Origin of the sequence: Geodermatophilus telluris (genome assembly GCF_900102745.1) — a bacterium.
In the GTDB taxonomy this organism is placed as follows: Bacteria; Actinomycetota; Actinomycetes; order Mycobacteriales; family Geodermatophilaceae; genus Geodermatophilus; species Geodermatophilus telluris.
In genome coordinates this window covers 145,627-172,296 of sequence record NZ_FMZF01000006.1, presented here as the reverse complement: position 1 = coordinate 172,296, position 26,670 = coordinate 145,627, and the positions used below count along the sequence as shown (strand labels likewise).

Here is a 26,670-nt window from a genome sequence, read left to right as displayed (position 1 = left end):
GCCGTCCTCCCCACCCGTGCTCGGCGTTGCGCCGGGAAGGGATCGTCCGTGACCGCTACCGCCGTCCGCCCGAACGAGGCTCCCCCACCCCGCGAGGTCTCCGGCCTCCGCCGCCTCTGGGACCGCAAGCTGCACCACTACCCCGAGAACGGGCCCCGGTCGCTGTACCTGGGGATCACCGTGCTGGCCACCGTGATCCTGTACTACGAGCTCTACGTCGGTGGCGCCGTCGCGACCCAGATCATCGCCGAGCTCGGCTTCTCCTTCACCGGCTACGTCTTCGTCTCGGTCATCGGCAACCTGGTCGGTGCGTTCGCCTCGCTGTTCGCCGGTCTCGCCGACCGGTGGGGCCGGGCCAACCTGGTCGTGGGCGGCCTGCTCCTCACCGGGCTGCTCCTCCTGGTCGGCCTGCCGCACGCGCCGGGCAAGACCGCCTTCACGGTGCTCTTCGCGGTGCTGAGCTTCGTCGAGGGCGTGGTGCTGGTGGCCACCCCGGCGCTGATCCGCGACTTCTCGCCGCAGGTCGGCCGCGGCGTCGCCATGGGCTTCTGGACCCTCGGCCCGGTGCTCGGCAGCCTCGTGGTGACGACGGTGTCGAGCAACACCCTTGACGAGCACCCCGACTGGCGCTGGCAGTTCTACGTCTGCGGCACCGCCGGCCTGGTCGTGTTCGTCGTCGCCCTCGTCGGACTGCGCGAGCTCTCCCCCGCCCTGCGCGACCAGCTCATGGTGAGCATGCGCGACCGCGCGCTGGTCGAGGCGCGGGCCCGGGGCCTGGACACCGAGCAGGCCCTCAAGGGCCACTGGCGGCAGGTGCTGCGCTTCGACGTCGTCGGGTCGGCCTTCGCCATCAGCATCTTCCTGCTGCTCTACTACATCCTCGTCGGCTTCGCCGTCGTCTACTTCGCCACCGTCTTCGGCTACTCCGAGCAGCGCGCCAACGCGCTGGCCAACTGGTACTGGGTGACCAACGCGATCGCGCTGGTGGTCACCGGCGTGCTCACCGACCGGTTCCGGGTGCGCAAGCCGTTCATGGTCGTCGGCACGCTCGTCGGCCTCGTGGGCTCGGTGCTGTTCGCGCTGTCGGCGACGCGGCCGGAGACCGGCTACTACACGATCGCGACCTACTTCATCCTGTCGGCGGCCGGCGGCGGCATGGCCTACGTCGCCTGGATGGCCTCGTTCACCGAGACCGTCGAGCGGCACAACCCGGCCGCCACGGCCACCGGACTGGCCGTCTGGGGCTGGCTGCTGCGCCTGGTGGTGACGGCGTCGCTGGCGGTCTTCACCCTCGTCGTGCCGGCGACCTCCGTCCTGGTCGACCAGGGCTCCCGGGTGAGCGAGATCGTCGCCGCCCACCCGCAGGAGGTCGCGGTGCTCTCGGCCCTCGACCCGGCCACCTCGGCCGCGCTGGCCGCCGACCCCCAGGACGTCGGCGCGCTGGCCACGGCGCTCGGCGCGGTGGCCACCCAGCAGGGCGCCGACGCCGACGAGGCCGCCGCGGTGTCGGAGGCGGTGCGCACGCGGGCGCCGCAGCTGGCGGCCGCCCAGGCGGTCGACCCGGCCACGCTGGCGGCGCTGCAGGCCGACCCGACCGACCCGGCGGCCGGTGCCGCCGCGGTGGGGCAGATCGCCTCGGCCCTCGGCGTCGACGCCGGCCAGGCCACCCAGCTGCTCGTCAGCCTGGGCGACCCGGCCGTGCAGGCCGACCTGGCGCTGGTGCAGCGGTACGGCACCGTGCTGCAGCAGGCGAACACGTCCATCCCGGCCGACGACCTCGCCTACCTCGCCGAGCACGGGGACGAGGTCGCGGCCGCCGCCGAGGAGAACCCGCGGCAGTGGCAGCGCTGGTGGTGGGTGTGCGTCGCCGGGCAGCTGCTGTTCCTGCCCTTCGTGTTCGTGATGGCCGGCCGGTGGAGCCCCCGCCGCGCCCGCCAGGACGAGCAGGCGCACGAGGAGATGGTGGCCCGCGAGCTCGCGGCGCTCGAGCGCACGAACGGCTGAGCCACCACCGAACGGAGGGGCCGGGGCACGAGGGGGCCCCGGCCCCTCCGCTCGTCCGTGCGAGTCCGGTGGCGGCTCAGCGGGTGGTGACGGCGACGCGCAGGCCCATGCCCACCAGCACGGTGCCGGCGGCGGCGTCCAGGCCACGGCCCACCCGCGGACGCCGGAACCAGGTCCCCGCCCGGCCGACGCCGACCGCGAGCCCCAGGTACAGCGCCGTCTCGACGGCGACCTGCAGCAGCCCGAGCACGGCGGCCGCCGGCAGCGGGTCGCTGCCCGCAGGGACGAACTGCGGGTAGAGGGCGACCATGAAGACGGCCAGCTTCGGGTTGGCCAGCTGCACCAGGAGGCCCTCGCCGAAGGCCCGCCGTCCCGCGCCGGCGCCGGCGCCGCCCCCACCGGGCACCGGTGCCTCACCGCCTCCCCGCCCCGCACGCCACAGCGCCCGCCCGCCGAGCCACAGCAGGACCACGGCCCCGGCCACCCGCAGCACCAGGTGGGCGACCTCCGACGCGGCGACCGCGGCGGCGACACCGGCCCCGGCGAGCAGCGCCCAGACCAGCAGTCCCGCCTCGAGGCCCAGCACGGTCGGCACGGCGGCGCCCGTCCCCCGCAGGGCGGCGCGGCGCACGACGAGCGCCATCGCCGGCCCCGGCGTCGCCGCGATGAGCAGCACGACGCCGAGGAAGGCGGGGACCGTCCCCGCCAGTGCGACCGCGTCCACGCCCGCGGATGCTCCCAGCCCTGCCCGGCGACCGCGACCGCCTTTCTCGGTGCCGGTTCGTCCGTCCCTCCTGTGGGGTGTTCGGTTCGTTGGGGATAACGGTCGGGAGGTAGCGGGTCGGCGGAGGGACGGGCCGCACCTCCCGGGTCGGTCCCAGGCCCGTCCTGTTCACTCGCCGCCGTGGACCCTCTCGACCGCCTCTGGACGCGGGTGACCGCCGAGGTGCCGCTTCCCCCCGGGGTGCTGGTCGGCGCCGCCCTCGTCGCGCTCGTGGTGGTCGCCAGCCCGGCGCTGTGGCGGCCGGCCCGCACGGTGGTGACGATCGCGCACGAGGGCGCGCACGGGCTGGCCGCCGTCGCCACGGGCCGCCGGCTGGCCGGCATCCGGCTGCACTCGGACACCTCGGGGCTGACGGTGTCCGCCGGTCGCCCCACCGGGGCGGGCATGGTGCTCACCCTGCTGGCCGGCTACGTCGGCCCGGGCCTGTTCGGGCTGGGGGCGGCCGCGCTGCTGGCGGCCGGCCACGCCGTCGGGGTGCTGTGGGCGCTGCTCGCCCTGCTGGCGCTGCTGCTGCTGCAGATCCGCAACTTCTTCGGCCTGGGGGCGGTGCTGGTGACCGGCGCCGTCCTCGTCGGCGTCACCGGGTGGCTGCCGACAGCCGCGCAGGCCGGGTTCGCCGCCGCCGTCACCTGGTTCCTGCTGCTCGCCGCGCCGCGGACGGTGCTCGAGCTGCAGGCCGAACGGCGCCGGCGGAGCACCCCGGACTCCGACGCCGACCAGCTCGCCCGGCTCACCCACGTCCCCGGCGTGGTGTGGGTGGCCGTCTTCCTGCTCGTCGACGTCGCCGCCCTCGCCCTCGCCGCCACCTGGCTGCTGGTCCCCTGACCCCGCAGCGTGCTGGAACGGCTCCCTCGCAGGGGCCCGTCCCGAGCGGAGCGAGGGGCGGGGGGCCGGTGAGGTGCTGGAACGGCTCCCTCGCAGGGGCCCGTCCCGAGCGGAGCGAGGGGCGGGGGGCGAGGGGGTCCTTCTCCTAGTCGCGGCGGCCGTTGCCGCGGCGGCGCGGCGCGGCGCCGGGGGGCTGCGACACCGGCGCCACCTCCGGTGCGGGCGGGTTGTCCAGCACCAGGTCGGTGTCGTCCACCGTGACCCGGCGGCCGTGGTGGTGGATGTCGAGCGGCTCGCCGTCGCGCAGGCGGTAGGTGGTGCGCTCCTTCTCGATCGTCACCTGCAGGCAGCGGCCCTGGTAGGACAGCCGGAAGGCCAGCCGCTCGATCCGCGAGGGCAGCCGCGGGCTGAACAGCAGCCGGCCGTCGTGGTCGCGCATGCCGCCGAACCCGGCGACGGCGACCATCCAGCCCCCCGCCAGCGAGGCGATGTGCAGTCCGTGGCCGGCGTTGCCGTGCAGGTTCTGCAGGTCGGTGAGCGCGGCCTCGCCCCAGTAGTCGTAGGCCAGCTCCAGGTGCCCGGTCTCGGCCGCCACGACCGCCTGCTGCGCGGCCGACAGCGAGCTGTCGCGGACCGTGCGGGCCTCGTAGTAGGCGAAGTCGGCGACCTTCTCCTCGTGGGTGAACGCGTCCCCGCGCAGGTGCAGCGCCATCACCAGGTCGGCCTGCTTGACCACCTGCTTGCGGTAGATCTCGAAGTAGGGGTAGTGCAGCAGCAGCGGGTAGTGGTCGGGCGGGGTGGCGGCGAAGTCCCACTCCTGGTGGTGGGTGAACGCCTCGGACTGCATGTGCACGCCCAGCCGCGGGTCCCACGGCACCCGCATCAGCCGGGCGGCCCGCTGCCAGTGCGCGACCTCCTCCTCGGTGACCTCCAGCCGGCCGGCGACGTCGGGCTGGCGCTCGACCGCCGCGGCCGCCTCGCGCAGGTTCCGCTGCGCCATGAGGTTGGTGTAGACGTTGTTGTCCACCACGGCGGTGTACTCGTCGGGGCCGGTCACCCCGTCGATGCGGAACCCGTCCTCGGCGTCGAAGTGGCCCAGCGACGCCCACAGCCGCGCGGTCTCGATGAGCAGCTCGGCGCCGAAGTCGCGCTCGAACTCCTCGTCGTGCGTGGCGTGCAGGTAGCGGACGACGGCGTCGGCGATGTCGGCGTTGATGTGGAAGGCCGCCGTCCCCGCCGGCCAGTAGCCGCTGGTCTCCTCGCCGCGGATGGTCCGCCACGGGAAGGCCGCGCCCTGCCGGCCGAGCTCGCGGGCGCGGGAGCGGGCCAGGTCCAGCGTCGAGTGCCGCCACCGCAGCGCGTCGCGGACGGCGTCCGGGGCGATGTAGGTGAGCACGGGGAGCACGTAGGTCTCGGTGTCCCAGAAGGTGTGCCCGTCGTAGCCGGGGCCGGTGAGCCCCTTGGCCGGGATCGGCTGGCGCTCGGCGCGCAGCCCGGCCTGCAGCACGTGGAAGACGCCGATCCGCACGGCCTGCTGCAGCTCGTCGTCGCCGTCGATCTCGACGTCGGCCAGCGCCCAGTGCGCGTCGAGGACCTCCCGCTGCTCGCGCATGAGCCGCTCGAAGCCGGCCAGCTTCGCCGTCGCCAGCGCCCCCTCCACCTGGTCGCGCAGCGCCGCCGCCGAGCGGCGCGAGCTCCAGCCGTAGGAGAGGTACTTGACCAGCTTGAGCGAGGAGCCCTGCGGCAGCCGGGCGGCGAGGGTGAAGCGGGCGAGGTCCTCGCCGGCCTCCATGTCCTGGGTGGCGGTGTCGGGGACGTCGACGACGTGGTCCATGCCCGCCGCCATCCGCAGCTTGCTGCGCCGGGTGCGGTGCACCAGCACCGCGCGCTGCCCGCGGCCCACGGCCAGCTCGTTGACCAGCGGCCGGCGCAGCGCGGCGGCCGCGCGCGGGTCGTCGCCCTCGGTGCCGCTGTCCACCGGCTCGTTGGCCAGCAGGTCCGACTGCAGCGCCACGTAGAGGTCGCCGCGGTCGTCGGAGCACTCCACCGAGTACTCGATCGCGGCGATGGAGCGCCGCCGCAGCGACACCAGCCGGGTGCTGGTCACGGTCACCGTGCGCCCGTTGGGCGAGCGCCACTCGGTCACCCGCCGCAGCACGCCGCGGCGCAGGTCGAGGGTGCGGCGGTGCTCGACGATCTGGCCGTAGTCCAGGTCGAGGGGGGTGTCACCGACCAGCAGCCGGACGAGCTTGCCGTCGGTGACGTTGACGACGGTCTGGCCCTGCTCGGGGAAGCCGTACCCGGCCTCGGCGTAGGGCAGCGGCCGCTCCTCGAAGAAGCCGTTGAGGTAGGTGCCGGGGACGACGATCGGCTCGCCCTCCTCGAACGAGCCGCGCATGCCGATGTGCCCGTTGGCCAGCGCGAACACCGACTCGTGGACGCCGAGGGAGGCGTGGTCGAGGCCGATCTCGGTCAGCGACCACGGCTCGACGGGGAAGCTGGGCCGCCCCTCCGTCACCGGGCACCCCCGTTCAGCAGCTGGTCGAGGTCGGTCACCACGACGTCGGCGCCGTGCTCGCGCAGCGCCTCGCCCTGCCCGACCCGGTCGACGCCGACGACGAGGCCGAACGCCCCGGCCCGCCCGGCCGCCACCCCGGCCAGCGCGTCCTCGAAGACGGCGGCCTCGGCGGGCGCGACCCCCAGCGCCCGGGCGCCGGCCAGGAAGGTGTCCGGGGCGGGCTTGCCGCGCAGTCCCTCGCGGGCGGTGACCACGCCGTCGACGCGGGCGTCGATGAGGTCGGCGAACCCGCCGGCGGCCACCACCTGCTCGCCGTTGGCCGAGGCCGTGACCACCGCGGTGGCCAGGCCGGCGTCCTTCGCCGCGCGCAGGTAGGCCATCGACCCGGGGTAGACCTCCACGCCGTGCTCGGCGAGCTCGGTGAGCAGCAGCTCGTTCTTGCGGCGGCCGATGCCGTGCACGGTCGCGGCGTCGGCCGGGTCGTCGGGGGTGCCCTCGGGCAGCGTGATGCCGCGGCTGGCCAGGAAGTCGCGGACACCGTCGGCCCGCGGCTTGCCGTCGACGTAGCGGTTGTAGTCCAGCTGGGTGAACGGCGGCGCCTGCGGGTCGGTGGCCCGCAGGTACTCGTCGAAGGTGCGCTTCCACGCGGCCATGTGCACCGTCGCGGTGCGGGTGAGCACGCCGTCCATGTCGAAGAGACAGGCACGGATGCCGTCGGGGAGTCCGAGCACGCGCCGACGCTACCGGCGCGCGCGCACCGGCGACGGGTCGAGACCACCCGGCCGGGCGCCGGCGCCGGACGGCGCGGCGCCCCGTGGCCCCGCTGCAGGGGCCCGCCGCGAGCCTGCGAGCGGTGGGGGGCGACGGGCTCCTTTCACTAGGGTCGCGCCGAGGCGGCAGGACGCCGCCCCCGACGCGAGGAGAGCGCCCCATGGCCGAGCGGCCCACGCCCCCGAACCCCTACGACTTCCTGCCCCCCGTCCCGTCGTTCACGGTGACCAGCACCGACGTCCGCGACGGCGAGGAGATGGCCGCGCCCCAGGTCAGCGGGATGATGGGCGCCGGCGGGCAGGACCGCTCGCCGCAGCTGTCGTGGTCGGGCTTCCCGGAGGGCACCCAGGGGTTCGCCGTCACCGTCTACGACCCCGACGCCCCCACCGCCAGCGGCTTCTGGCACTGGATCGTCACCGGCCTGCCCGCGTCGGTCACCGAGCTGCCCGCCGGCGCCGGCGACCAGGACGGCGCGGGGCTGCCGGCCGGGGCGCGGCAGCTGCGCAACGACGCCGGATTCGCCGGCTACGTGGGCGCCGCTCCCCCGGCCGGGCACGGCCCGCACCGGTACTACACCGTCGTGCACGCCCTCGACGTCGAGGACATGGGGGTGCCCGAGGACGCCTCGCCGGCCTTCCACGGCTTCAACCTCTTCGGCCACACCCTGGCCCGCGCCGTCCTGGTGCCCACCTACACCCAGGAGTGACGCCACCCCGGGCGGACACCGCAACGGAACCAGGTCGTCCCGCCGCGGGGTAGGTGCGCAGGGCCGGGACCGGGTAGGCAGGGGCCGTGGTGTCCCCGGTGCCCTCCCGCCCGGTCCCGGCCCGCCCGCCGTCGTACCGCGTGCTGGTGCCGGTCCTGCTGCTGGCCCTCCTGCTGGCCCAGGTGCTCCTCGAGCCCCGGCGGGCCGCGGCCGCGCCCCCGGCACCCGGGCTGCTGGCGCCCGTGGTCGGCCCCCTCGGTGCCCCCGGGGGCACGCTGGCCGTGGCGGTCGCCGGCCTCGTGCCGGTCGCCCCCGGGCTCACCGGGCCGGGGGCGACCGGGGGCCGGCTCGTCCTGCGCACCGCCGACAACGGCCCCGCGGCGGCCCGGCCCCTGCCCACCGCCTCGCTGGTCAAGCTCTTCCTCGCCGAGGACCTGCTGCACCGGGCCCGCGCCGGCACGGTCACCCTGGGCGAGCGGGACCGGCGGCTGCTGCAGGACATGATCAGCGCGTCGAACGACCCGGCCGCCTCCCAGTTCTGGGACCGCTTCGGCGGTCCGCAGATGGTGCGCGACGTGGCCGCCCGCTACGGCCTGCGCGACACCGCTCCCCCGGACGACCCGAGCCAGTGGGGCGAGACGACCACCACCGCCCGCGACCTGGCCCGCTTCCTCGGCACGCTGCGCCAGGTCGCCGACCCCGAGGACGCCGCCACGCTGCTGTCCTGGATGAGCGCCACCACGCCGGTCGCCGCCGACGGCTTCGACCAGCGCTTCGGCGTCTTCGGCACCGCGCCACCGGCCACCGCGGTCAAGCAGGGCTGGATGTGCTGCCTGAGCGGGCAGCGGCACCTGCACTCCGTCGGCGTCGTCGGCAACCGGGTGGTCGTGCTGCTCAGCGAGGTGCCGCGCTCGGTGTCCTACGGCCGGGCCCGCGCCGCGCTCGACGGCGCCGCCGCCGCGCTGCTGTCCCCGCCTCCCGGCTGACGGCCGGGCGCAACGGGGCGGGCTCAGGGGCCCGGGCTCAGTGGGCCGCGCTCAGTGGGCCGGGCTCAGCGCGGGGCCGGCCGGTCGGCGACCCCGGTGGCGCCCAGCCACGCGAAGCCCACCCGCTCGTAGACGCGCGCCACGTCGTCGTCGCCGGCGGTGAGGAACACCAGGTCGGCGGTCTCGCGCGCCTGCGCCACCAGTGCCGAGGCCAGCGCCGCGCCCACACCCCGGCCGCGGCGGCGCGGGGAGCTGGCCACCCCGACGACCTCGCTGACCTCGCGGCCGCCGACGTCGACCGGCTGGTGTGCGCCGACCGCCACCGGCCGCCCGTCCTCGACGGCGACCATCACCACCGTGCGCCCCGTGGCCACCCGCTCGCGCAGCACCGCGGTGCGCGCGTCCTCGGCCGCCGCGCCGTCGGGAGCCGCGCCCTCGGGAGCGCCGGCCACCTCGACGTCCGGGGCGAAGGCGGTCTCCAGCAGCTCCTGGTACCACGGCAGCCGCGGGTCCTCGGCCCCCACCAGGTACAGCCGCACCCCGTGCGGCAGCAGCAGCTCGACCGGGTCGTCGACGACCAGCAGCGGGAACTCCGTCACCACGAGACCGGCCGCCCGGGCGGCGGCCGCCAGCGACGGCGTCCGCTCGACCACCCACTCCACCGCGGCCGGCAGCCCCGCCTCGTCCTGCAGCGCGACCGCCCGCCGGACGTCGTCGGCCCCCACCGTGCGCGTGCCCGGCCGCGGGCGCGCCGGGTAGGGCCAGGCCGGCGAGCCGATCGGGACGTCGAGGGTCCCGACGGGCACCACCCGCGCATCGGCCAGCGGCGCGGCGGCGGCGTACTGCTCGACGCGGTCGAGCAGGCCGGGGCGGGTCGGCACACCGGCACCCTAGACGCGGGCCGCCCCGCCGGCCGCGCCACGACCGGCGCCCGGGCCCGGACTCCCCCCGCGGAGGGACCCCGGGGACCCGCCCGCGGGAGGGCGGGCGGCACGATGGACGGCGTGACGGCCGTGACCCGCACCCAGATCTCGCCCTACGCGGCGTTCGACCGCGCCACGTGGCGGGGGTTGGCCGGCGACCGCACGCTGCCCCTGGACGAGGCCGACCTGCGGGCGCTGCGCAGCCTCGGCGACCGCATCGACCTCGGCGAGGTGGCCACCGTCTACCTGCCGCTGGCCGAACTGCTCGCCCTGCACGTCACCGCCAGCCGGCGGTTGTGGGCCGCGCAGAGCCGCTTCCTCGGCGACACCACCGCCAAGGTGCCCTACGTCATCGCCGTCGCCGGCAGCGTCGCCGTCGGCAAGAGCACCACCGCCCGCCTGTTGCAGACGCTGCTGGCCGCCGGGCCCGGCGCCCCGCGGGTCGACCTGGTCACCACCGACGGGTTCCTGTGGCCCAACGCCGTCCTCGAGCAGCGCGGCCTGCTGGCCCGCAAGGGCTTCCCCGAGAGCTACGACCGGCGGGCCCTGGTGCGCTTCCTCGCCGACGTCAAGTCCGGCCGCGGCGAGGTCAGCGCGCCGGTGTACTCCCACCAGAGCTACGACGTGCTGCCCGGCCAGCGCCAGGTGGTCGACCGGCCCGACATCCTCGTGCTCGAGGGGCTCAACGTGCTGCAGGCCGGCCGCCGCGACGACGGCCGGGTGCCCGAGGTGTTCCTGTCGGACTTCTTCGACTTCTCCGTCTACGTCGACGCCGCCGAGTCCGACGTGCAGCAGTGGTACGTCGAGCGGTTCCTCGCCCTGCGGCGCACCGCGTTCGCCGACAGCTCGGCCTACTTCCACCGCTACGCCGGCCTCAGCGACGACGACGCCCGGGCCACCGCGCTGTCCATCTGGGACGCGGTGAACGGCCCCAACCTGCGGCAGAACATCGCGCCGACCCGCTCGCGCGCCCGGCTGGTGCTGCAGAAGGCCGCCGACCACGCGGTGCGCCGGGTGCTGCTCCGCAAGCTCTGACCGCACCCTTCCCCCGTCCTCTCACTGCCTCCGTCACTCGCGCTCCCCGGGCGAGAGCGCCGATAAGTTGGGGATAACGGGATGACAAGAGCGGCCGGTGCGCCGTCCGGCGTCCCGGCTGGCAGGTGCTGACGACCCGATCGGGTCAGGTGGTGAGGTTCGTCACCCCACGAGGGCCGGTCGACGGCGCACACTCGGAACGTCCGGTACTCGGACGCTCACTACAAGTAACCCCGGCCTTCCCCGCCGGCCGATCGGGAGTCGATCCTGATGTGCGTACACCCCACCCCGTGTCCCGACCCCAGCAGCGAAGCGCGTGACCTCGCCGCCGTCGTCAGCAGCCACCCCGAGCAGGGCTGGAGCCTGCTGTGCAACGGCGTCGTCCTCTTCGACGACGACGGTGAGCTGCTCCCCGACGGCCGCGCCGTCCCCGACCACCACGAGTGGCGCACCGGGCTCGTCCCGGCCTGAGCGAGGACCCGGGGGCGCTCCCGCTCAGCCGGCGGCGGCCTCGGCCGCGTCGCCGAGCAGGGCCGTGAACGCCCCCGGGTCCGGCTCGGCCGCCCCCGGGGCGGCGGTCTGCGCCAGCAGCAGCCCCCGGCCGCCGTCCACCACGATCCCGACCAGCGCGGTCGCGGTGGCCTGACCGGCCCGGTCGACCGTCACCCGCAGCGCCGCGCCGGCGTCCCCGAGCTCCGGGGCGTCGAGCGGCGACAGCCCGACCGTCGCGGTCTCCCCGCCCGGCGCGGTCACCGTGACCGTCGCGCAGGCGGCCAGCAGCCGGTCGACCGGCAGCTGCACCCCCGCCAGCGCCGGGGACTCGGCGAGCACCTCCACCGTGCGCGCCTGCGGCCCGAGCGCGGCCTGCGCCACCAGCACCGGCGACTCGGCGTCCGGGCTCCCGGCGGCCCCCGCCACCGCTCCGAGCGCCGAGCCGCACAGCGCCGGCTCGACGGTGGGCGCCCCGGTGTCGCCGTCCCACCAGTCCCCGGCCAGGCCGGCCAGGCCGGTGCCGGCCTGCTCCAGGGTGAGGCCGACGACGGTCGCGTCGGCGCCGAAGGCCGCGGCGGGCAGCAGCCGGTCCCGCAGCGCGTCGGGCGACGCCGGCGCCACTGCGGGCGTGGTCGCCGCCGCCGGGCTGACCGGGGCCGCGGCGTCGGAGACCCCCGCGCACCCGGCCGTCAGGACCGCGCCGGCCCCCAGGGCCACCCACGCCGTCGCGACCCGTCCCCGCCCACCGCGCACCATGCCGCCGATCGTCCTCCCCGGCCGGGAGGGCGTCGACCCGTCACCCGCGGAACCGGGCCGGGCGCCCGCGCGTTGCCCGACGGTCCGCCGTCCCCTCCTCCGGAGGTGTCCCGTGACCCGCGCCGTCCCCCTGACGCTCCCCTCCCCCGCCGAGCAGGCCGACCGGCTGGCCGCCCTGGGCCTGGCCGGACGTGCCGGGCTGTCCGACGCCGAGCTGCGCGCGGCCGCCGCCGCGTGTCCCCGCGACGCGCTGCTGGTGCTCGCCCCCGACCGGGTGCCGGCCTCGGCGCTGGTGCCCGCGGTGCGGTGGCGGGACCGGCCGGCGTTCGTCGTCGTCGACCTCACCGACCTCGACGACTTCGCCCCCCTGCCCGACGCCGTCCCGCCGTCCGGCCCGGTCTACGCGCTGTGCGGGCCCGAGCGCGGCGACGAGTACCGGGACGTGACGCCGGACGACGCGCTGCCGCGGATCCGGGCGGCCGGGCGGACGCCGCTCATCGTGGCCGAGGGGCTGACCTGGCTGCTGCACAGCCCCGGGGTGCTCGAGCGCAACGCCTGCACGATGACCGTCGGCTCCCGGCTGCGGCGGCCGGACGGGTCGCTGGACGCCCGCACGCCGGCGCTGTGGATCAGCAACGGCACCGGCCGCGACGGGCCGCAGCGCCGCGGCACCGCCAAGGTCGGCTGGTGCTGGGCGGGCAACCGGCACACCTGGCTGGGCATCGCCTCGGCGTCGGGCCGCACCGCGGTGTCCTGACCGGGCGGGACCTGCACGGCCAGATCTGCACGGCGAGATCTGCACGGCGAGATCTGCACGGCGAGATCTGCACGGCGAGATCTGCACGGCGAGATCTGCACACCGGTCGCCGTCCGGGCCCGGACGGCACCCGGTGTGCAGATCTGGCGCCGCTAGGCGGAGGCGCCCACCACGTCGGCGGCGGTGCCGAGGTCGTCGGGGGCGCCCTCGCCGGGGTCGGGCACGTGCGTCTGCGGCGCGTGCGCGGGCTCCGGCTCGGCGAACGCCTCCGGCGGCGGGCAGGAGCAGACCAGGTTGCGGTCGCCGAAGGCCTGGTCGATCCGCCGCACCGGGGCCAGGTAGCCGCGGGTGACCAGCGAGGGCACCGGGTACACCGCGGCGGCGCGGTCGTAGGGCCGGTCCCAGTCGCCGGCGAGCATCCTCAGCGTGTGCGGGGCGTTGCGCAGCGGGTTGTCCTCGCGGTCGTACTCGCCGGAGGCGACCCGATCGATCTCGCCGCGGATGGCCACCATCGCCTCGACGAACCGGTCGAGCTCGTCCTTGTCCTCGCTCTCGGTGGGCTCGACCATCAGCGTGCCGGCCACCGGGAAGCTCATCGTCGGGGCGTGGAAGCCGAAGTCGACCAGCCGCTTGGCGATGTCGTCGTTGGTGATGCCGGTGGCCCGGGTCAGCGGGCGGATGTCGAGGATGCACTCGTGGGCGACCAGCCCCCCGGCGCCGGTGTAGAGCACCGGGAAGTGCTCGCGCAGCCGGGCGGCGAGGTAGTTGGCGCCGAGCACCGCGTGCTCGGTGGCCCGGCGCAGCCCGTCGGGGCCCATCAGCCGCAGGTAGGCCCAGGAGATCGGCAGGATGCCCGCCGACCCCCACGGGGCGCCCGACACCGCCGGCCCCTGCCCGCCGGTGTCGGCCAGCGGGTGGCCCGGCAGGAAGGGCACCAGGTGCTCCCGGACGCCGATCGGCCCGACGCCGGGACCGCCGCCGCCGTGCGGGATGCAGAACGTCTTGTGGAGGTTGAGGTGGCTGACGTCGGAGCCGAAGCGCCCCGGCCGGGCCAGCCCGACCATCGCGTTGAGGTTGGCGCCGTCGACGTACACCTGGCCGCCGGCGTCGTGCACCGCCGCGCAGATGTCGCGGATGTCGGTCTCGAACACCCCGTGCGTCGACGGGTAGGTGACCATGATCGCGGCCAGCCGGTCGGCGTGCTGCCCGATCTTGGCCCGCAGGTCGGCGAGGTCGACGTTGCCGGCCTCGTCGCAGGCCACCACGACCACCCGCATGCCGGCCATGACCGCGCTCGCGGCGTTGGTGCCGTGCGCGGAGCTCGGGATGAGGCAGACGTCGCGGTGCTCCTCGCCGCGCGAGCGGTGGTAGCCGCGGATGGCCAGCAGCCCGGCGAACTCGCCCTGCGAGCCGGCGTTGGGCTGCACGCTGACCGCGGCGTAGCCGGTGATCTCGGCCAGCCAGGCGCACAGCTCGTCGATGAGCTGCCGGTAGCCGCGGGCCCGGTCGGCCGGGGCGAAGGGGTGCAGCCCGGCGAACTCCGGCCAGGTGATGGCGGCCATCTCGACGGCGGAGTTGAGCTTCATCGTGCACGAGCCCAGCGGGATCATCGTGCGGTCCAGCGCCAGGTCCTTGTCCGACAGCGCGCGCAGGTAGCGCATCATCGCCGTCTCCGAGCGGTGCGCGGAGAAGACCGGGTGGGTGAGGAACGGCGTGCGCCGGCGCAGCGCGTCGGGCAGCGCGTCGGGGCCGTCGTCGTCGAGCGCCGAGTCGTCCGCGGCGATGCCGAACGCCGCGGCCACCTGGCGCAGCACCTCCGGGGTCGTCGTCTCGTCGCAGGCCACCGCCACGGTGTCGGCGTCCACCCGGCGCAGGTCGATGCGGCGGGCCGCGGCGGCGGCGACCACCTCGTCGGCCCGGCCGGGGACGCGGGCCTGCACGGTGTCGAAGAAGGCCTCGTGCACCACCTCGACGCCGCCGGCGCGCAGCCACCCGGCCAGTGCCAGCGCGCTGCGGTGCACCCGGGCGGCGATCGCGGTCAGCCCCTCGGGCCCGTGGTAGACGGCGTAGGCGCCGGCCATGACGGCGAGCAGCACCTGCGCGGTGCAGATGTTGCTGGTGGCCTTCTCCCGGCGGATGTGCTGCTCGCGGGTCTGCAGCGCCAGCCGGTAGGCGACGTCACCGTCGGCGTCCACCGAGACCCCGACCAGCCGGCCGGGCAGCTGGCGGGCCAGGCCCTCGCGCACCGACAGGTAGCCGGCGTGCGGGCCGCCGTAGCCCAGCGGGACGCCGAAGCGCTGGGTGCTGCCGCAGGCGACGTCGGCGCCCCACTCGCCCGGCGCCTCGAGCAGGGTCAGCGCCAGCACGTCGGCGGCGACGACGACCGCGGCGCCGGCGGCGTGCGCGGCCTCGGCCAGCGCCCGGTGGTCGCGGACCGCGCCGCTGGCGCCCGGGTAGGACACCAGCACGCCGAACGCGCCGGCCGCGGGCAGGTCGGCCGGCCACCCGGCGGAGAGGTCGGCGACGTGCAGCCGGATGCCCAGCGGCTCGGCGCGGGTCTCGAGGACGGCGAGGGTCTGCGGCAGCGTGTCGGCGTCGACGACGAACACGGCGTCGGGCTTGGCGCGCCCCGCCCGGCGGACCAGGGTCATCGCCTCCGCGGCGGCGGTGGCCTCGTCGAGCATCGAGGCGCCGGCGACGGGCAGCCCGGTGAGGTCGGCGACCACCGTCTGGAAGTTCAGCAGCGCCTCGAGCCGGCCCTGGCTGATCTCGGGCTGGTAGGGCGTGTAGGCGGTGTACCAGGCGGGGTTCTCCAGGATGTTCCGCTGGATGACCGCCGGGGTGACCGTGCCGGAGTAGCCCAGGCCGATCATCGGGACGCTCAGCTCGTTGGCCGCGGCCCGCTCGCGCAGCTCGGCGAGGACGGCGGCCTCGTCGGCGGCCGGCGGCAGGCTCAGCTCGTCGCGGTCGCGCACGACCTCGGGCACGGTCGCGTCGACCAGCGACTGCAGCGAGTCGTACCCGACGGTCTCGAGCATCGCGGCGGTCTCGTCGGCGCGGGGGCCGATGTGCCGGGCCGCGAACGACCCCGCGGGGCTCAGCGCGGACAGCGACGGGAGGGGGCCAGCAGCAGCATCCGCCATTGTCACGACGCTACCAGCGGCGGCGCGGCACCCTCCCGGGTCGGGCGGAGCCGCACCGACGGCGTTCCCCGGGCACTGCCGGTGCTGCAGCGCCGGCGATCGCCGAGCACCGCCGGCAGTGCCGGCTCCGGAGGAGCTTCGGTGGGTTACGCGGTCTGCACGCGACGACGGCGGCGCATGGCCAGCTCGTCCTCGGCCGCGTGCAGCGGGGCGCCGTCGAGCCGCTCGGCGGGCAGCTCGGCCAGCTCCCCGGACAGCTCGCGCAGCGCACCGGAGACGGCGATGCCGAACACGCCCTGACCGCCGGCGAGCAGGTCGACGACCTCCTCGGCCGAGGTGCACTCGTAGACCGTCGCGCCGTCGGAGAACAGCGTCACGTTGGCGAGGTCCTTGGTGCCGCGGTTGCGCAGGTGGTCGACGGCCCGGCGGATGTTCTGCAGCGACACCCCGGTGTCGAGCAGCCGCTTGACCACCTTGAGCACCAGGATGTCGCGGAACGAGTACAGCCGCTGAGTCCCCGAGCCGGTGGCGCTGCGCACCGAGGGGGCGACCAGTCCGGTACGGGCCCAGTAGTCGAGCTGGCGGTAGGTGATCCCGGCCGCGGCACACGCCGTCGGGCCGCGGTACCCGACCAGGTCGCTGTCGACCTCGTCGTAGTCCGGTGCCCCGACGGCGGCGTCGCTGAAGAGCTGACCCTGGGAGCCCTCGCTCTGGTCGCTCACGTCAGCGGTCCTCCTTCGCGTGCCGCCACGGTCGCGGCGGGCGTCCCGGTCAGATCCGCTTCCCCACGGATCACACCGGTGTTGTCCGCGACCGTAAGCCGGGCCCCCAGGGCGGTCAACTGACGCGGGCGGCGTGTCGCCGCGAGCACCCCGGAGGGGTGGTATCGGCAGGTGCGTCGCGCTGCTGTAGCCCGTCCGCGCCGGTCGGGACGCGTGTGACGACTGTGGCGGACGGGGTCACACGCACCCCGCCCGTTCACGCCCCGCCGGAACCGGACCCGGCGCCGAAGTCCTCCGGCGAGATCTGGTCGAGGAACTCGCGGAACTTCTCGACCTCGTCCTCCTGCTCGTCGGGGATCTCGATGCCCACCTCGTCGAGCAGCTCCTCCGCGCCGTAGATCGGTGCCCCGGTGCGGACGGCCAGGGCGACGGCGTCCGAGGGCCGGGCGGAGACGACCCGGTCGTCACCGAACACCAGCTCGGCGATGTAGATGCCGTCGCGCATCTCGGTGATGTTGACCGCCTCGAGCTCGGCGCCCAGGGTGCGCACGACCTCGCGCAGCAGGTCGTGGGTCATCGGCCGCGCGGGCCGCACCCCCTGCTGCTCGAACGCGATCGCCGCGGCCTCCACCGCACCGATCCAGATCGGCAGGTAGCGCTCCCCCTGCGTCTCCTTGAGCAGCAGGATGGGCTGGTTGCCGGGCAGCTCGACCCGGACCCCGACGACTCTGAGTTCCTGCACGGTGTTGCTCCCTCAGCTGCGGCGTACGGGCGAGCGCCGGCACGGCGTGGACGGCGGCCCCTCCGGCGGCAGGTCCACCGTACGCCGCCCTCAGGGGCGCAGGAGGTCCCGGAGGCGTGCCTCCAGGAGGGCCCGGTGCAGCTGCGCGGACAGCCCGGCGAGCTGCGCCAGCTCCTCCGCCGCGCGGGCGCGGGCGTCCTCCGAGCGCGACCGCAGCACCGGCGCGAGCAGCTGCTCGACCAGCACCGCCTCGCGCTCGGCACCGGTGCGGAACACCCGCAGGTGCCGCGGCTCGATGCCGTGCCGGGCCAGGCCCGCGGCGGCCTGCGCGATGGGCAGGTCGCCGGCCGGGTGGCGGCCGTCGGCGTCGGGGGCCAGCAGGCCGTACTGGACGCAGTCGGCCAGCTGCCCCGCCTCGAGGCCGGCCGCGCGGGCGAACTCCTCGGCCGGCAGCGGGCGCTCGGCAGCCGGGGCGGCCGGCGCCGGGGCGGCCCGGTGCCCAGCCGCCGGCCCGTCGGCGGGCACGTCGGGGCCCGGCACGGCGGGGCCCGGCACGGCGGGGCCGGTGCCGGGCACCGGCAGCCCGCGGTCGAGCGCGTCGAGGTGCTCCTTGATGACCCGCAGCGGCAGGTAGTGGTCGCGCTGCGCGGTGAGCACGTAGCGCAGCCGGTCGACGTCGGCCCGGGAGAACTTCCGGTAGCCCGACGGCGTCCGCTGCGGGGCGACCAGTCCCTCGCTCTCGAGGAACCGGATCTTGCTGATCGTGACGTCGGGGAAGTCGTCGCGCAGCGCCGTCAGCACCGCGCCGATGGTCAGGCGCGGGGTGCGCGCGTCGGCGGCGCCCCCGGACGCGCTGGCGGGCGCTCCGGGCACCGGCTCAGCGGGCGGCGGGCTCGCCGGTGCGGGGGCCGGTCAGGTAGACGAGGCGGAACTTGCCGATCTGCACCTCGTCGCCACCGGCCAGCGTCGCGACGTCGACCGGCTCGCGGTTGACGTAGGTGCCGTTGAGGCTGCCCACGTCGTGCACCGAGAAGCCGCCGCCCTCGCGGTGGAACTCCACGTGCCGGCGGCTGACGGTCACGTCGTCGAGGAAGATGTCGCTGTCGGGGTGCCGGCCGGCGGTGGTCACGTCCTGGTCGAGCAGGAACCGGCTGCCGGCGTTGGGGCCGCGCTTGACCACCAGCAGGGCCGACCCGGCCGGCAGCGACTCGACGGCGCCGGCGTGCGCGTCGGGGGCGGGCTCGGAGACCTCGGGGACCTCGCCGGAGTCCTCGCCGCCGACCTTGGGGATCACGCTGGTCGACTCGCCGACCCGCTCCTGGGAGAGGGCGGCGCCGCACTGCGCGCAGAAGCGACTGCCCTCGGGGTTGTCGTGGCCACAACGAGTGCAGTGCACGTCTGTCTCCTCCGGTGCAGGGGGCACCGCCGCGGGCGAGGGGGTCTGCCGCGGGCGGCCGGCGGACGACGGACCGGACGGTCCGTTCGTGGTCGGCCGCCGTGCGGGGCACGGCGGGCCGTTGGTCATGGAACCAGCGGTCGACCCGAGGGTCAACCGGGCGTCGGGGCGACGCCACAGCAGTCCCAGCGGGCCGGGCCGGAGCCCGTTCCCGAGGGCAGCATAGTGATCGGGCGGGGGTCTCCCGGGGACCCGGGGGTGCTCAGGACGCGTCGACCAGCGCCTGGTAGGCGGCCGCGTCGAGCAGGTCGGCGGTGGGGTCCCCGCCGTCCCCGGACACGGTGACCTCGACCAGCCAGCCCTGCCCGTAGGGGTCGGCGTTGACCGTCTCGGGGGTGTCGCTGAGCGCCTCGTTGACCGCCGTGACGACGCCGGCGACCGGCGAGTACACGTCGGAGACGGACTTGGTCGACTCCACCTCGCCGATCGGGTTGCCGGGGGCCACCTCGGCGCCCACCTCGGGCAGCTGCACGAAGACGATGTCCCCCAGCGCGTCCTGGGCGTGGTCGGTGATGCCGACGCGGACCACCGTGCCGGAGTCCCCGCCCCCCTGGACGAGCGCCCACTCGTGCTGGTCGGTGTAGCGGCGGTCGTCGGGCGTGGTCATGCGGCGTCGTCTCCAGGGTCGTCCGCGGCCTCCCCGGGGGGTGGAGAGGTCCTCACTCGGTCTGCGGCTGAGCGTATTGAGGCTCGTCGAGGGGTCGCAACGCGTCCACCACGACGCGGTCGCGCTGCTCGATGTCGACGCTGCCGCCCTGCCGGCCCACCCGGTCCACGACGCCGCCGGGGATGCTCATCGCCGTCTGCAGGTCCTGGGGCGAGCCGATCACCACCACCTCGTAGGGCGCGCTCACCGGCCGGCCGTCGATCCGCAGGGCCCCCGGTTCCCCGGTGACCGCGGTGGAGACGCCGACCCGGACGCCGTCGATCTGCAGCGTCTCCGCGCCCGCGCCGCGCAGCTCCTGGACGGCGTCGAGCAGGTCGGCGACGCGCACCTGGCCCTGCGGGTCGCGGATGGTCATGACCAGTCCCGGGCCCTCGGCGGCGACGGTGCCGTTGAGGACGGCCAGCGCCTGGGCCCGGGCGGTGGCCTCCTCGAGCGCGGCGGCCGAGCGGCTGTCGGTGCCGGACAGGTCGCGCAGCGCGGCCCGCTGGTCGGCGATCTGCTGGCGCAGCTGGGCCTCGCGGGAGTCGAGGGAGTCGAGGATGCCGACGAGGTCCTCCTCGCGGGTGGCCGCGAGCGCCTCGCCGGTGTCGGTGTTGCGCACCTGCACGGCGATGGCGAAGCCGAGCAGCAGGGTGAGGACGGCGATCAGCGCGCCGGCGACCCGCCGCTGCCGGCGCCGCGCGGGGCCGGCCGCCGGCGCGGCGGGCCGCTCCTCGGAGGTCGGCTCCTCGGGGGCCGGCTCCTCGGGGGCCGGCTCCTCGGGGGCCGGCTCCTCCGGGGCCGGCTCCTCAGGGGCCGGCTCCTCAGGGGCCGGCTCCTCAGTGAGCTGCTCCTCCCCGGCCGGACGCTCCCCGGTGGCCGCGGGGACGTCGTCGTCGGCGGGCGGGCCGGGCCGCTCGGCGTCGTCGGGACGCGGGGTGCCGCTCATGCCCGGAACACGTGCCGGCGGATGGCCGCGGCGTTGCCGAAGATGCGGATGCCCAGCACGACGACGACCGCCGTCGACAGCTGCGCGCCGACGCCCAGCTGGTCACCGAGGAAGACGATCAGCCCGGCGACGACGACGTTGGACACGAACGACACGACGAAGACCTTCGCGTCGAAGATGCCGTCCAGCCGCGCCCGGACGCCGCCGAAGACCGCGTCGAGCGCGGCGACCACCGCGATGGGCAGGTAGGGCTGCAGGCCCACCGGCACGGTCGGGTCGAACACCAGGCCGAGGACGATGCCGACGGCCAGGCCGATCACGGGCAGCACGCCTCAGCCCCCCGTTCCGGCCGGGACGGCGGATCGCAGCTCGGGGACTCCCCCGGCGGGCACGGACAGCTCGTCCTCCTCGGCGAACTCGAAGCGCAGGCCGTACAGGTCCGAGACGACGGCGAGCGCGCCGACCTCGGAGCTGGCCAGGAACCGCGACCGGAGCTCGTCCGGGTCGCCGATCGCGCTGACCTCGTAGGGGTTGGTGACCGGGCGGAAGTCGACGAGGACCGCCTCCCCGGCGAAGCGGATGGCCGTCGTCGGCCCCAGCCGCTGGCCGTTGACGGCCACCGCCTCGGCGCCCGACGCCCACAGCGCGTTGACCACCAGCTGCAGGTCGCCGTCCTGGACCCGCCCGCGGGAGTCCTCGCCGCCCCCGCCGCCGACCGGGTCGGAGTCGGCGTCGGCCTCGGCGTTGGCGAGGGTGACCAGCAGCCCCGGCCCGATCGCCGGCACCAGGCCGGCGGCCTGCTCGGCGGCGTCGAGGTCGTCGATGGCGCGCTGGCCCTGCGCGGTGGCGGCCAGCGCGTCCTCGCGCGCGCCGGTGACCCGCTGGCGCAGCGCCTCCAGCTCGGCGGCGAGGCCGTCGGTGGTCGCCGACTGCGCCTCGATCTCGGTGACCAGCGCGGCGCGGACCTCCTGGCGGCCCTCGGCCCCCGAGGCGGCCTGGTCCCAGGTCACCGCGGTCAGCAGGCCGGCGCCGACCATGGTGAGCGCGACCGCCGTGGGGCCCAGCCGGCGACGCCGGCGGGGGCCGGCGTCCTCCCCGCGCGCGGCGCGGGCCCGGGCGGCACGGGCGTAGGCCGGGTCGAGGGTCTCGGCGAGCACCTGGTCGAGCAGCGAGGCGCCCATCGACCGCGCACCCCCGCCCCCGCGGGGCGCGCTCACGGCGCCGGACGGGGCGCCGCGCCCGCCCCGACGGGGACCGCCCGCTCGGCGCGCAGCAGGCCGAGCACCTGGACGACGTAGAGCACGCCGGCGAGCAGGTAGAGCGCGCCGCCCCAGATGGTCAGCGCCCGGGCGACCGGGGTGAGGACGGCGACCAGCGCGCCGCCGCCGTCGGCCAGCAGCAGCAGCGGGAAGGCGTAGAGCAGGATGAAGGTGGCCGCCTTGCCCAGGTAGTGCACCTGCAGCGGCGGGTAGCCGTGGCGGCGCAGCAGCAGCAGCGCCACCCCGAGCACGAGCTCGCGGCCCACCAGCAGCGCCACGAACCACAGCGGCACCACGTCGCGGAGCACGAAGGCGATCAGCGTCGAGACGATGTAGAGGCGGTCGGCGGCGGGGTCGAGCAGCGCGCCCAGCCGGCTGGACTGCCCGAGCACGCGGGCGAGCTTGCCGTCGGCGTAGTCGGTGACCCCCGCGACCATGAGGACGACCACGGCCCAGCCGTCGGCCCGCGGGCCCAGCAGCAGCCACAGGAACAGCGGGACGCCGAGCAGCCGCAGCACCGACAGCGCGTTGGGCACCGTCCAGACGCGGTCGGGCAGCGCGTTGCGGTCGACGACGGGCCCCGGCCCCGTGGCCGACGGCCCCTGCGACGACGTCACTGCTCCTCCACCCCGCTGCACACCGTGCCCGAGGCTAGTTCACCGACCCCGTCCCCCTCACCACTCGCGAGCTCGTGGCGAGCCTCCGGACGGGGCCGCTCCGGGGATCTGCAGCGGGGCCGACCGCTGGGCCCGACCGGCCGCTACACCGGGACGGCGACCAGCGACGCCGGCGCCGGCTCGTGGCCCAGCGGGCGGCGGGTGAACGACCCGGTGCCGTGGCTGACCGAGCGCAGCGCCCCGGCGTAGCCGAGCAGCTCCAGCTCGGGCACCTCGGCGCGCACGGTGGTCCGGTCGCGCGCGGGGTCGGCGTCGCTGCCGGTCACCCGGGCGCGCCGCGAGGACAGGTCGCTCATCACCGCGCCCACGTGCTCGCCGGGCACCACCACCTGCACCTCGCACCACGGCTCGAGCACCTTGGTGCCGGCGGCGGCCGCGAGCTCGCGGACGGCCAGCGCCCCGGCGGACTGGAAGGCCGCGTCGGAGGAGTCGACCGAGTGCGCCTTGCCGTCGACGAGCACGAAGCGGACGTCGACCAGCGGCCGGTCGTCGTGCACGCCCTTCGCCGCCTGGGCGCGCACCCCCTTCTCCACGCTGCCGTGGTACTGGGAGGGCACCGCCCCGCCGACGACGCGCTGCGCGAAGGTGATGCCCGACCCCGGCTCCCCGGGCTCGGCCTCCACCACCACGACGGCGTACTGCCCGTGCCCGCCGGACTGCTTGACCAGCCGGCCGGTGGCCTTCGCCGGCCCGGCGAGCGTCTCCACCATCGGCACCCGCACCGGCACCGTCGTCACCGCCACCCCGTGCCGGGAGCGCAGCCGCTCGAGCAGCACCTCGCCGTGGGCCTCCCCGACGCACCACAGCAGCAGCTGGCCGGTGTCGCGGGAGCGCTCGACGCGCAGGGTGGGGTCCTCGGCGGCCAGCCGGGCGAGGGCGGGACCCAGCCGGTCCTCGTCGCCGCGGGAGGCGGCCTCGACGGCGACCGGGTGCTGGGGCACCGGCAGCTCCCACGGCGGTACCAGCCGCGGGTCGCCGGGCGAGGACAGCGTGTCGCCGGTCTCGGCGGAGGTCAGCCGGGCGACCGCGCACACGTCGCCGGCCGGGCAGGACGCCACCGGCCGCAGCGCCGCGCCCAGCGGGGAGGAGATCGCGCCGATCCGCTCGTCGGCGTCGTGGTCGGGGTGGCCGCGCTCGGCGCCGCCGTGCCCGGAGACGTGCACCGGCGTGTCGGGGGTGAGCGTGCCGGAGAACACCCGCAGCAGCGACACCCGCCCCAGGTAGGGGTCGGTCGTCGTCTTGACCACCTCGGCCACCAGCGGGCCGTCGGGGTCGCACGACAGGGCCGGTGCCGGTGACCCGTCGGGGCGGGTGACCGGCGGGCAGCCGTGCTCGGTCGGGCAGGGGAAGCCGTGGACGACCAGGTAGAGCAGCGCGTCGAGGCCGATGCCCTGCAGCGGGGCCGCGCAGAGCACGGGGTGGAAGTGCCCGCGGGCGACCGCGGTCCCCAGGTCGCTCATCAGGTCGCCCTGCACGAGCTCGTCGCCGGCGAGGTAGCGCTCCATGAGCGCCTCGTCCTCGCTCTCGCCGATGATCCCCTCGATGAGCTCGCTGCGGAGCCGGTCGGCGTCGGGGGCCTGGGCGCCGGGCTGCAGCAGGTTGACCACGTCCCGGACGGCGCCGTCGGGCCCCCGGTCGACCAGGTGCACCGGGTAGACGCCGGCGCCCAGCGCGGTCTGGCACAGCCGGACGGTCTCCTCGGCGTCGGCGCGGGCCCGGTCGAGCTGGGTGACGACGACGGCCCGGGGCATGCCGACCGCCGCGCACTCCTCCCACAGCGCCACGGTGGAGGCGTCCACCCCGCCGACGGCCGAGACGACGAAGAGGGCGGCATCGGCGGCCCGCAACCCGGCCCGCAGCTCACCGACGAAGTCCGGGCTGCCCGGGGTGTCCAGCAGCGTGATCCGGGTGCCCTCGTGCTCGACGGTGGCCACCCCGAGGGTCACCGAGCGCTGCTGGCGGACCTCGACGTCGTCGCTGTCGAGGCAGGTGGTGCCGTCCTCGACCCGCCCGGCGCGCGGCAGCGCCCCGGTGGCCACGAGCAGCGCCTCGGCGAGGGTGGTCTTGCCGGCCGCGGCGTGCCCGACGAGCGCCACGTTGCGCACCCGGGCGGGCTCGCGGGGAGCCGGCGCCGGGACGACGTCCCTACCCACGGCGGCCGCCCGGCCGGTCGTCCCCGGCCGGGCGGCCGGGTGCCTCGCTGTCGGGATCGGTCCTGTCGACTGCTGGGTCGGGCACCGCGGCCTCCCGGGTCGTCACGGGATGTGTCTCGCGTCACACCCTGCCCCCGGGCGGAGCCGCCGGGCAAGCCCCCCGCCCACGCGGTCTGGCTCCGCCCGGCTCAGCCGGCGAGGGCGCCCACCGCGACCGTCGCGGTGCTGCCGGCCCAGCCGGCCGGGGCGACGTCCCCGACGACCACCGTGACGTCGTCGCGGGTGCCGGCCGCCAGCGCGGCCAGCACGAGTCGGGAGGCGGCGGCCGCGGGGCGCCGCTCGGCGGTGAGCACCCGCTGCAGGGTCGCGGCCGGGACCACGCCGGAGAGCCCGTCGGAGCAGACCAGCAGCCGGTCGCCCGGCTCGGGCCGGACGGCGACGAGGTCCGCCGGGCCGGGGTCGGCCGACCCGCCCAGCGCGCGCAGCAGCACCGAGCGCATCGAGGAGGTCGCGGCCTCCTCGGGGCTCAGCTCGCCGGAGGCGACGAGGGCCTGCACCAGCGTGTGGTCGGTGGTCAGCCGGGTGAGCACGCCGCCGCGCAGCAGGTGCGCGCGGCTGTCGCCGACGTGGGCCACCACGACCCGCCCGTCGCGGGTGAGCACCGCGGCGGTGCAGGTGGTCGCCATCCCGGCCAGCGCGGGGTCACCGGCGGCGGCCGACCGGACGGCGGCGTCGGCAGCGGCGAGCGCGGCGGCCAGGCCCGCGTCGGGGGCGTCGTCCTCGCCCGACTCCCGCGCGGCGGCGGCCCGGCGGGCGACCTCGGTGACCGCCACCCGGGCGGCCTGCGCGCCGCCGTTGCCGCCGCCCACGCCGTCGGCGACGACGAGCAGCGCCGGCCCGGCGAGGCCGGCGTCCTGGTCCTGCCCGCGGGGCCCGGCCAGCGAGACGGCGGCGGGGTCGAGGACGAGCCGGTCGACGGCGCCGCGGGGGGCCGGGGACCGCCCGCCGCCGGGCGCCTCGGCTGCCGGGAACCACGGCAGCGGCGTCACGGGGGCGGTCACGGCGACAGCATGGCCCGGTCGGGCCGGTTCCGGAGAGCGGCGGCGCACGACGCCCGCGGGAGGTCGCCCCGGGGGGCGGTGGGGTGGCGGTCAGCCGGCGTCGGCGGCGGCGGTGTGCGCCGAGACCGCCGCGGCCAGCGGTGCGTGCACCGGGGGCGGCAGCGCGTGCCCCATGCCGGGCACCCGGACCAGCCGCGCGCCGCCGACCACGGCGGCGAGGTGGGCGGCGTGCGGCGGCGGGTTCACGGGGTCGGCCGGCGCGTCGACCACGAGGGTGGGCACCCGGACGGCGGCGAGCTCCGCGCCGCGGTCGAGGCCGGCCTGGTCGGCCAGCGCGTGCGCCACCGGCCCGCGGACGCTGCCGGCGTGGTCCATCGCCCGCTCCTCCAGCGCGCGGAACCAGGCGGCGTCGAAGGGCAGCACCCCGCCGCCCAGGAGCCGCCAGTGCTCCACCCGCCAGTCCAGCTCGGCCGCCCGGTCGCGGTCGCCGCCCATGGTCTGCCAGTACTCGAGCAGCGCGGGCGCGGGACCGGGGAGCCCGCTCGTGCCCGCGACGTCGGCCAGCCCGGCGCCGAGGGCGGAGGTGCAGAGCAGGGTGGCGCTGCGCAGCCGCTCCGGCGCGTCGAGCAGCAGCAGCTGGACGAGCGTCCCGCCCATCGACATGCCCACGACGTGCGCCCGCGCGATCCCCAGCGCGTCGAGGACGGCCAGGGCGTCGCGCGCGAGGTCGGCGACGGCGTAGGGCGCGCGGTCGAGGACGGCGGAGCTGCGGCCGGTGTCGCGGTGGTCGTAGCGGACCACCGAGTGCCGCGCGGCCAGCAGGTCGACCAGCTCCTCGGGCCACAGCACGCCGCTGGCGTTGGCGCCCATGACCAGCAGCAGCGGCGGGGCGGCCGGGTCCCCGCGCTCCTCGGCCCACAGCTGCACGCCCCCGGCCACGGTCACCCGGTGCTCCGTCGTCACCGCGCCAGCCTGACCGGCGTCACCGGCTGCTGTCGTCCGGATTGCGGTGACCAGTTGGAGATAACGGTCAGGGACGGGCGTCCGGGACACTGGGCCGGTGACGAGCGCGGGGAGCGGCCACGCGGCCGGCCGGGACCAGGAGAGCAGCCGGGCGCACGCCGTCCCGCGGGATGCCGCCGACGGGCCGCCGCCGTGGGTCGCCGTCTGCGGGACGCCGGTCGCCGTCGTCCAGGGGTCGTGGGCCGGACGCCGCGGGCTGGGCTCGGCCGACCCCTGCCCCGAGTGCCGCCGGCTCGCGCCCGACTGAGCGTCCCACCTCACCGCAGCGCGTCCGACCCCACC

At 76.6% G+C, this 26,670-nt stretch carries 26 protein-coding genes; 8 read left to right on the top strand and 18 right to left on the bottom strand.

Translation table 11 applies throughout. From position 1 onward, the window contains the following. Positions 1–48 precede the first annotated feature (48 nt). A complete protein-coding gene (locus tag BLQ97_RS18700; RefSeq protein ID WP_217637264.1) occupies positions 49–2,004 on the top strand; it encodes an MFS transporter in 1,956 nt (651 codons plus the stop codon). A gap of 76 nt (positions 2,005–2,080) precedes the next feature. On the opposite strand, the gene BLQ97_RS18695 is transcribed toward BLQ97_RS18700, so the two are convergent. Next, on the bottom strand, positions 2,081–2,728 hold the full coding sequence (locus BLQ97_RS18695) for a LysE family translocator (protein ID WP_217637263.1): 648 nt from the start codon (positions 2,726–2,728) through the stop codon (positions 2,081–2,083). Between the two features lie 180 nt (positions 2,729–2,908). Between BLQ97_RS18695 and BLQ97_RS18690 the strand changes: the two genes are divergently transcribed. Continuing rightward, on the top strand, positions 2,909–3,613 hold the full coding sequence (locus tag BLQ97_RS18690; RefSeq protein WP_091367576.1) for a M50 family metallopeptidase: 705 nt from the start codon (positions 2,909–2,911) through the stop codon (positions 3,611–3,613). Positions 3,614–3,758: 145 nt separating this feature from the next. On the opposite strand, the gene BLQ97_RS18685 is transcribed toward BLQ97_RS18690, so the two are convergent. Further along, positions 3,759–6,131: a glycoside hydrolase family 65 protein gene (locus BLQ97_RS18685; protein WP_091367574.1), complete on the bottom strand. Its 2,373-nt coding sequence runs from the start codon at positions 6,129–6,131 to the stop codon at positions 3,759–3,761. After that, on the bottom strand, positions 6,128–6,862 hold the full coding sequence (locus BLQ97_RS18680) for a beta-phosphoglucomutase family hydrolase (RefSeq protein WP_091367572.1): 735 nt from the start codon (positions 6,860–6,862) through the stop codon (positions 6,128–6,130). Before BLQ97_RS18680 ends, BLQ97_RS18685 begins: the two co-directional genes overlap by 4 nt. Positions 6,863–7,062: 200 nt before the next feature. Between BLQ97_RS18680 and BLQ97_RS18675 the strand changes: the two genes are divergently transcribed. After that, entirely contained in the window at positions 7,063–7,608 is a 546-nt protein-coding gene (locus BLQ97_RS18675) for a YbhB/YbcL family Raf kinase inhibitor-like protein (RefSeq protein WP_091367571.1), read from the top strand. Positions 7,609–7,706: 98 nt separating this feature from the next. Next, a complete protein-coding gene (locus BLQ97_RS18670) occupies positions 7,707–8,594 on the top strand; it encodes a serine hydrolase (protein WP_091367928.1) in 888 nt (295 codons plus the stop codon). Positions 8,595–8,659: 65 nt separating this feature from the next. Here the strand turns inward: BLQ97_RS18670 and BLQ97_RS18665 are convergent, their stop codons facing one another. Beyond that, positions 8,660–9,475, bottom strand: coding sequence for a GNAT family N-acetyltransferase (locus BLQ97_RS18665; protein WP_091367569.1), 816 nt, complete (start codon positions 9,473–9,475; stop codon positions 8,660–8,662). 114 nt (positions 9,476–9,589) lie between these two features. On the opposite strand from BLQ97_RS18665, the gene coaA reads away from it, so the two are divergent. Continuing rightward, entirely contained in the window at positions 9,590–10,552 is a 963-nt protein-coding gene (gene coaA, locus BLQ97_RS18660) for a type I pantothenate kinase (protein ID WP_091367568.1), read from the top strand. Between the two features lie 270 nt (positions 10,553–10,822). Further along, the gene (locus BLQ97_RS18655) at positions 10,823–11,023 is read left to right on the top strand and encodes a DUF5999 family protein (RefSeq protein WP_091367566.1); all 201 of its coding nucleotides are present in this window, start codon (positions 10,823–10,825) and stop codon (positions 11,021–11,023) included. Between the two features lie 24 nt (positions 11,024–11,047). Here the strand turns inward: BLQ97_RS18655 and BLQ97_RS18650 are convergent, their stop codons facing one another. Beyond that, positions 11,048–11,800, bottom strand: a complete 753-nt coding sequence (locus BLQ97_RS18650) for a hypothetical protein (RefSeq protein WP_091367564.1) — start codon at positions 11,798–11,800, stop codon at positions 11,048–11,050. Positions 11,801–11,912: 112 nt separating this feature from the next. Between BLQ97_RS18650 and BLQ97_RS18645 the strand changes: the two genes are divergently transcribed. Beyond that, positions 11,913–12,557 carry a DUF5701 family protein gene (locus BLQ97_RS18645; protein ID WP_091367563.1) on the top strand — a complete coding sequence of 215 codons (645 nt, stop codon included), beginning with the start codon at positions 11,913–11,915 and terminating at the stop codon, positions 12,555–12,557. A 152-nt stretch (positions 12,558–12,709) separates the two neighbouring features. Here the strand turns inward: BLQ97_RS18645 and gcvP are convergent, their stop codons facing one another. The 13 genes from gcvP to BLQ97_RS18580 form a co-directional block, all read right to left on the bottom strand. Further along, positions 12,710–15,700: an aminomethyl-transferring glycine dehydrogenase gene (gene gcvP, locus BLQ97_RS18640; RefSeq protein WP_091367561.1), complete on the bottom strand. Its 2,991-nt coding sequence runs from the start codon at positions 15,698–15,700 to the stop codon at positions 12,710–12,712. Positions 15,701–15,846: 146 nt separating this feature from the next. Continuing rightward, the gene (locus tag BLQ97_RS18635; RefSeq protein WP_091367559.1) at positions 15,847–16,422 is read right to left on the bottom strand and encodes a MerR family transcriptional regulator; all 576 of its coding nucleotides are present in this window, start codon (positions 16,420–16,422) and stop codon (positions 15,847–15,849) included. A gap of 256 nt (positions 16,423–16,678) precedes the next feature. Beyond that, a complete protein-coding gene (locus tag BLQ97_RS18630; protein WP_091367558.1) occupies positions 16,679–17,164 on the bottom strand; it encodes a bifunctional nuclease family protein in 486 nt (161 codons plus the stop codon). Between the two features lie 90 nt (positions 17,165–17,254). Beyond that, positions 17,255–18,037, bottom strand: a complete 783-nt coding sequence (ftsR, locus tag BLQ97_RS18625) for a transcriptional regulator FtsR (RefSeq protein WP_091367556.1) — start codon at positions 18,035–18,037, stop codon at positions 17,255–17,257. Positions 18,038–18,041: 4 nt separating this feature from the next. Beyond that, entirely contained in the window at positions 18,042–18,560 is a 519-nt protein-coding gene (odhI, locus tag BLQ97_RS18620; protein WP_091107509.1) for an oxoglutarate dehydrogenase inhibitor Odhl, read from the bottom strand. Between the two features lie 262 nt (positions 18,561–18,822). Next, positions 18,823–19,227 carry a glycine cleavage system protein GcvH gene (gene gcvH, locus BLQ97_RS18615; protein WP_091367554.1) on the bottom strand — a complete coding sequence of 135 codons (405 nt, stop codon included), beginning with the start codon at positions 19,225–19,227 and terminating at the stop codon, positions 18,823–18,825. A gap of 52 nt (positions 19,228–19,279) precedes the next feature. After that, the gene (locus BLQ97_RS18610; protein WP_091367551.1) at positions 19,280–20,215 is read right to left on the bottom strand and encodes a DUF881 domain-containing protein; all 936 of its coding nucleotides are present in this window, start codon (positions 20,213–20,215) and stop codon (positions 19,280–19,282) included. Next, the gene (locus tag BLQ97_RS18605; RefSeq protein WP_091107512.1) at positions 20,212–20,544 is read right to left on the bottom strand and encodes a small basic family protein; all 333 of its coding nucleotides are present in this window, start codon (positions 20,542–20,544) and stop codon (positions 20,212–20,214) included. The genes BLQ97_RS18610 and BLQ97_RS18605 overlap by 4 nt, the downstream gene beginning before the upstream one ends. A 3-nt stretch (positions 20,545–20,547) precedes the next feature. Continuing rightward, the gene (locus tag BLQ97_RS18600; protein WP_091367550.1) at positions 20,548–21,432 is read right to left on the bottom strand and encodes a DUF881 domain-containing protein; all 885 of its coding nucleotides are present in this window, start codon (positions 21,430–21,432) and stop codon (positions 20,548–20,550) included. Further along, positions 21,429–22,091 carry a cardiolipin synthase ClsA gene (gene clsA, locus BLQ97_RS18595; RefSeq protein ID WP_245692440.1) on the bottom strand — a complete coding sequence of 221 codons (663 nt, stop codon included), beginning with the start codon at positions 22,089–22,091 and terminating at the stop codon, positions 21,429–21,431. Before clsA ends, BLQ97_RS18600 begins: the two co-directional genes overlap by 4 nt. A 143-nt stretch (positions 22,092–22,234) precedes the next feature. Continuing rightward, positions 22,235–24,304, bottom strand: coding sequence for an elongation factor G-like protein EF-G2 (locus BLQ97_RS18590; RefSeq protein ID WP_091367547.1), 2,070 nt, complete (start codon positions 24,302–24,304; stop codon positions 22,235–22,237). 188 nt (positions 24,305–24,492) lie between these two features. Beyond that, positions 24,493–25,365, bottom strand: a complete 873-nt coding sequence (locus BLQ97_RS18585) for a PP2C family protein-serine/threonine phosphatase (RefSeq protein WP_175471816.1) — start codon at positions 25,363–25,365, stop codon at positions 24,493–24,495. 90 nt (positions 25,366–25,455) lie between these two features. Further along, positions 25,456–26,328 (bottom strand): alpha/beta fold hydrolase, encoded by an 873-nt coding sequence (locus BLQ97_RS18580; RefSeq protein ID WP_091367543.1) that lies wholly within the window; start codon positions 26,326–26,328, stop codon positions 25,456–25,458. 97 nt (positions 26,329–26,425) lie between these two features. On the opposite strand from BLQ97_RS18580, the gene BLQ97_RS18575 reads away from it, so the two are divergent. Next, positions 26,426–26,635, top strand: coding sequence for a hypothetical protein (locus BLQ97_RS18575; RefSeq protein ID WP_091367540.1), 210 nt, complete (start codon positions 26,426–26,428; stop codon positions 26,633–26,635). The last annotated feature ends 35 nt before the right edge of the window (positions 26,636–26,670 follow it).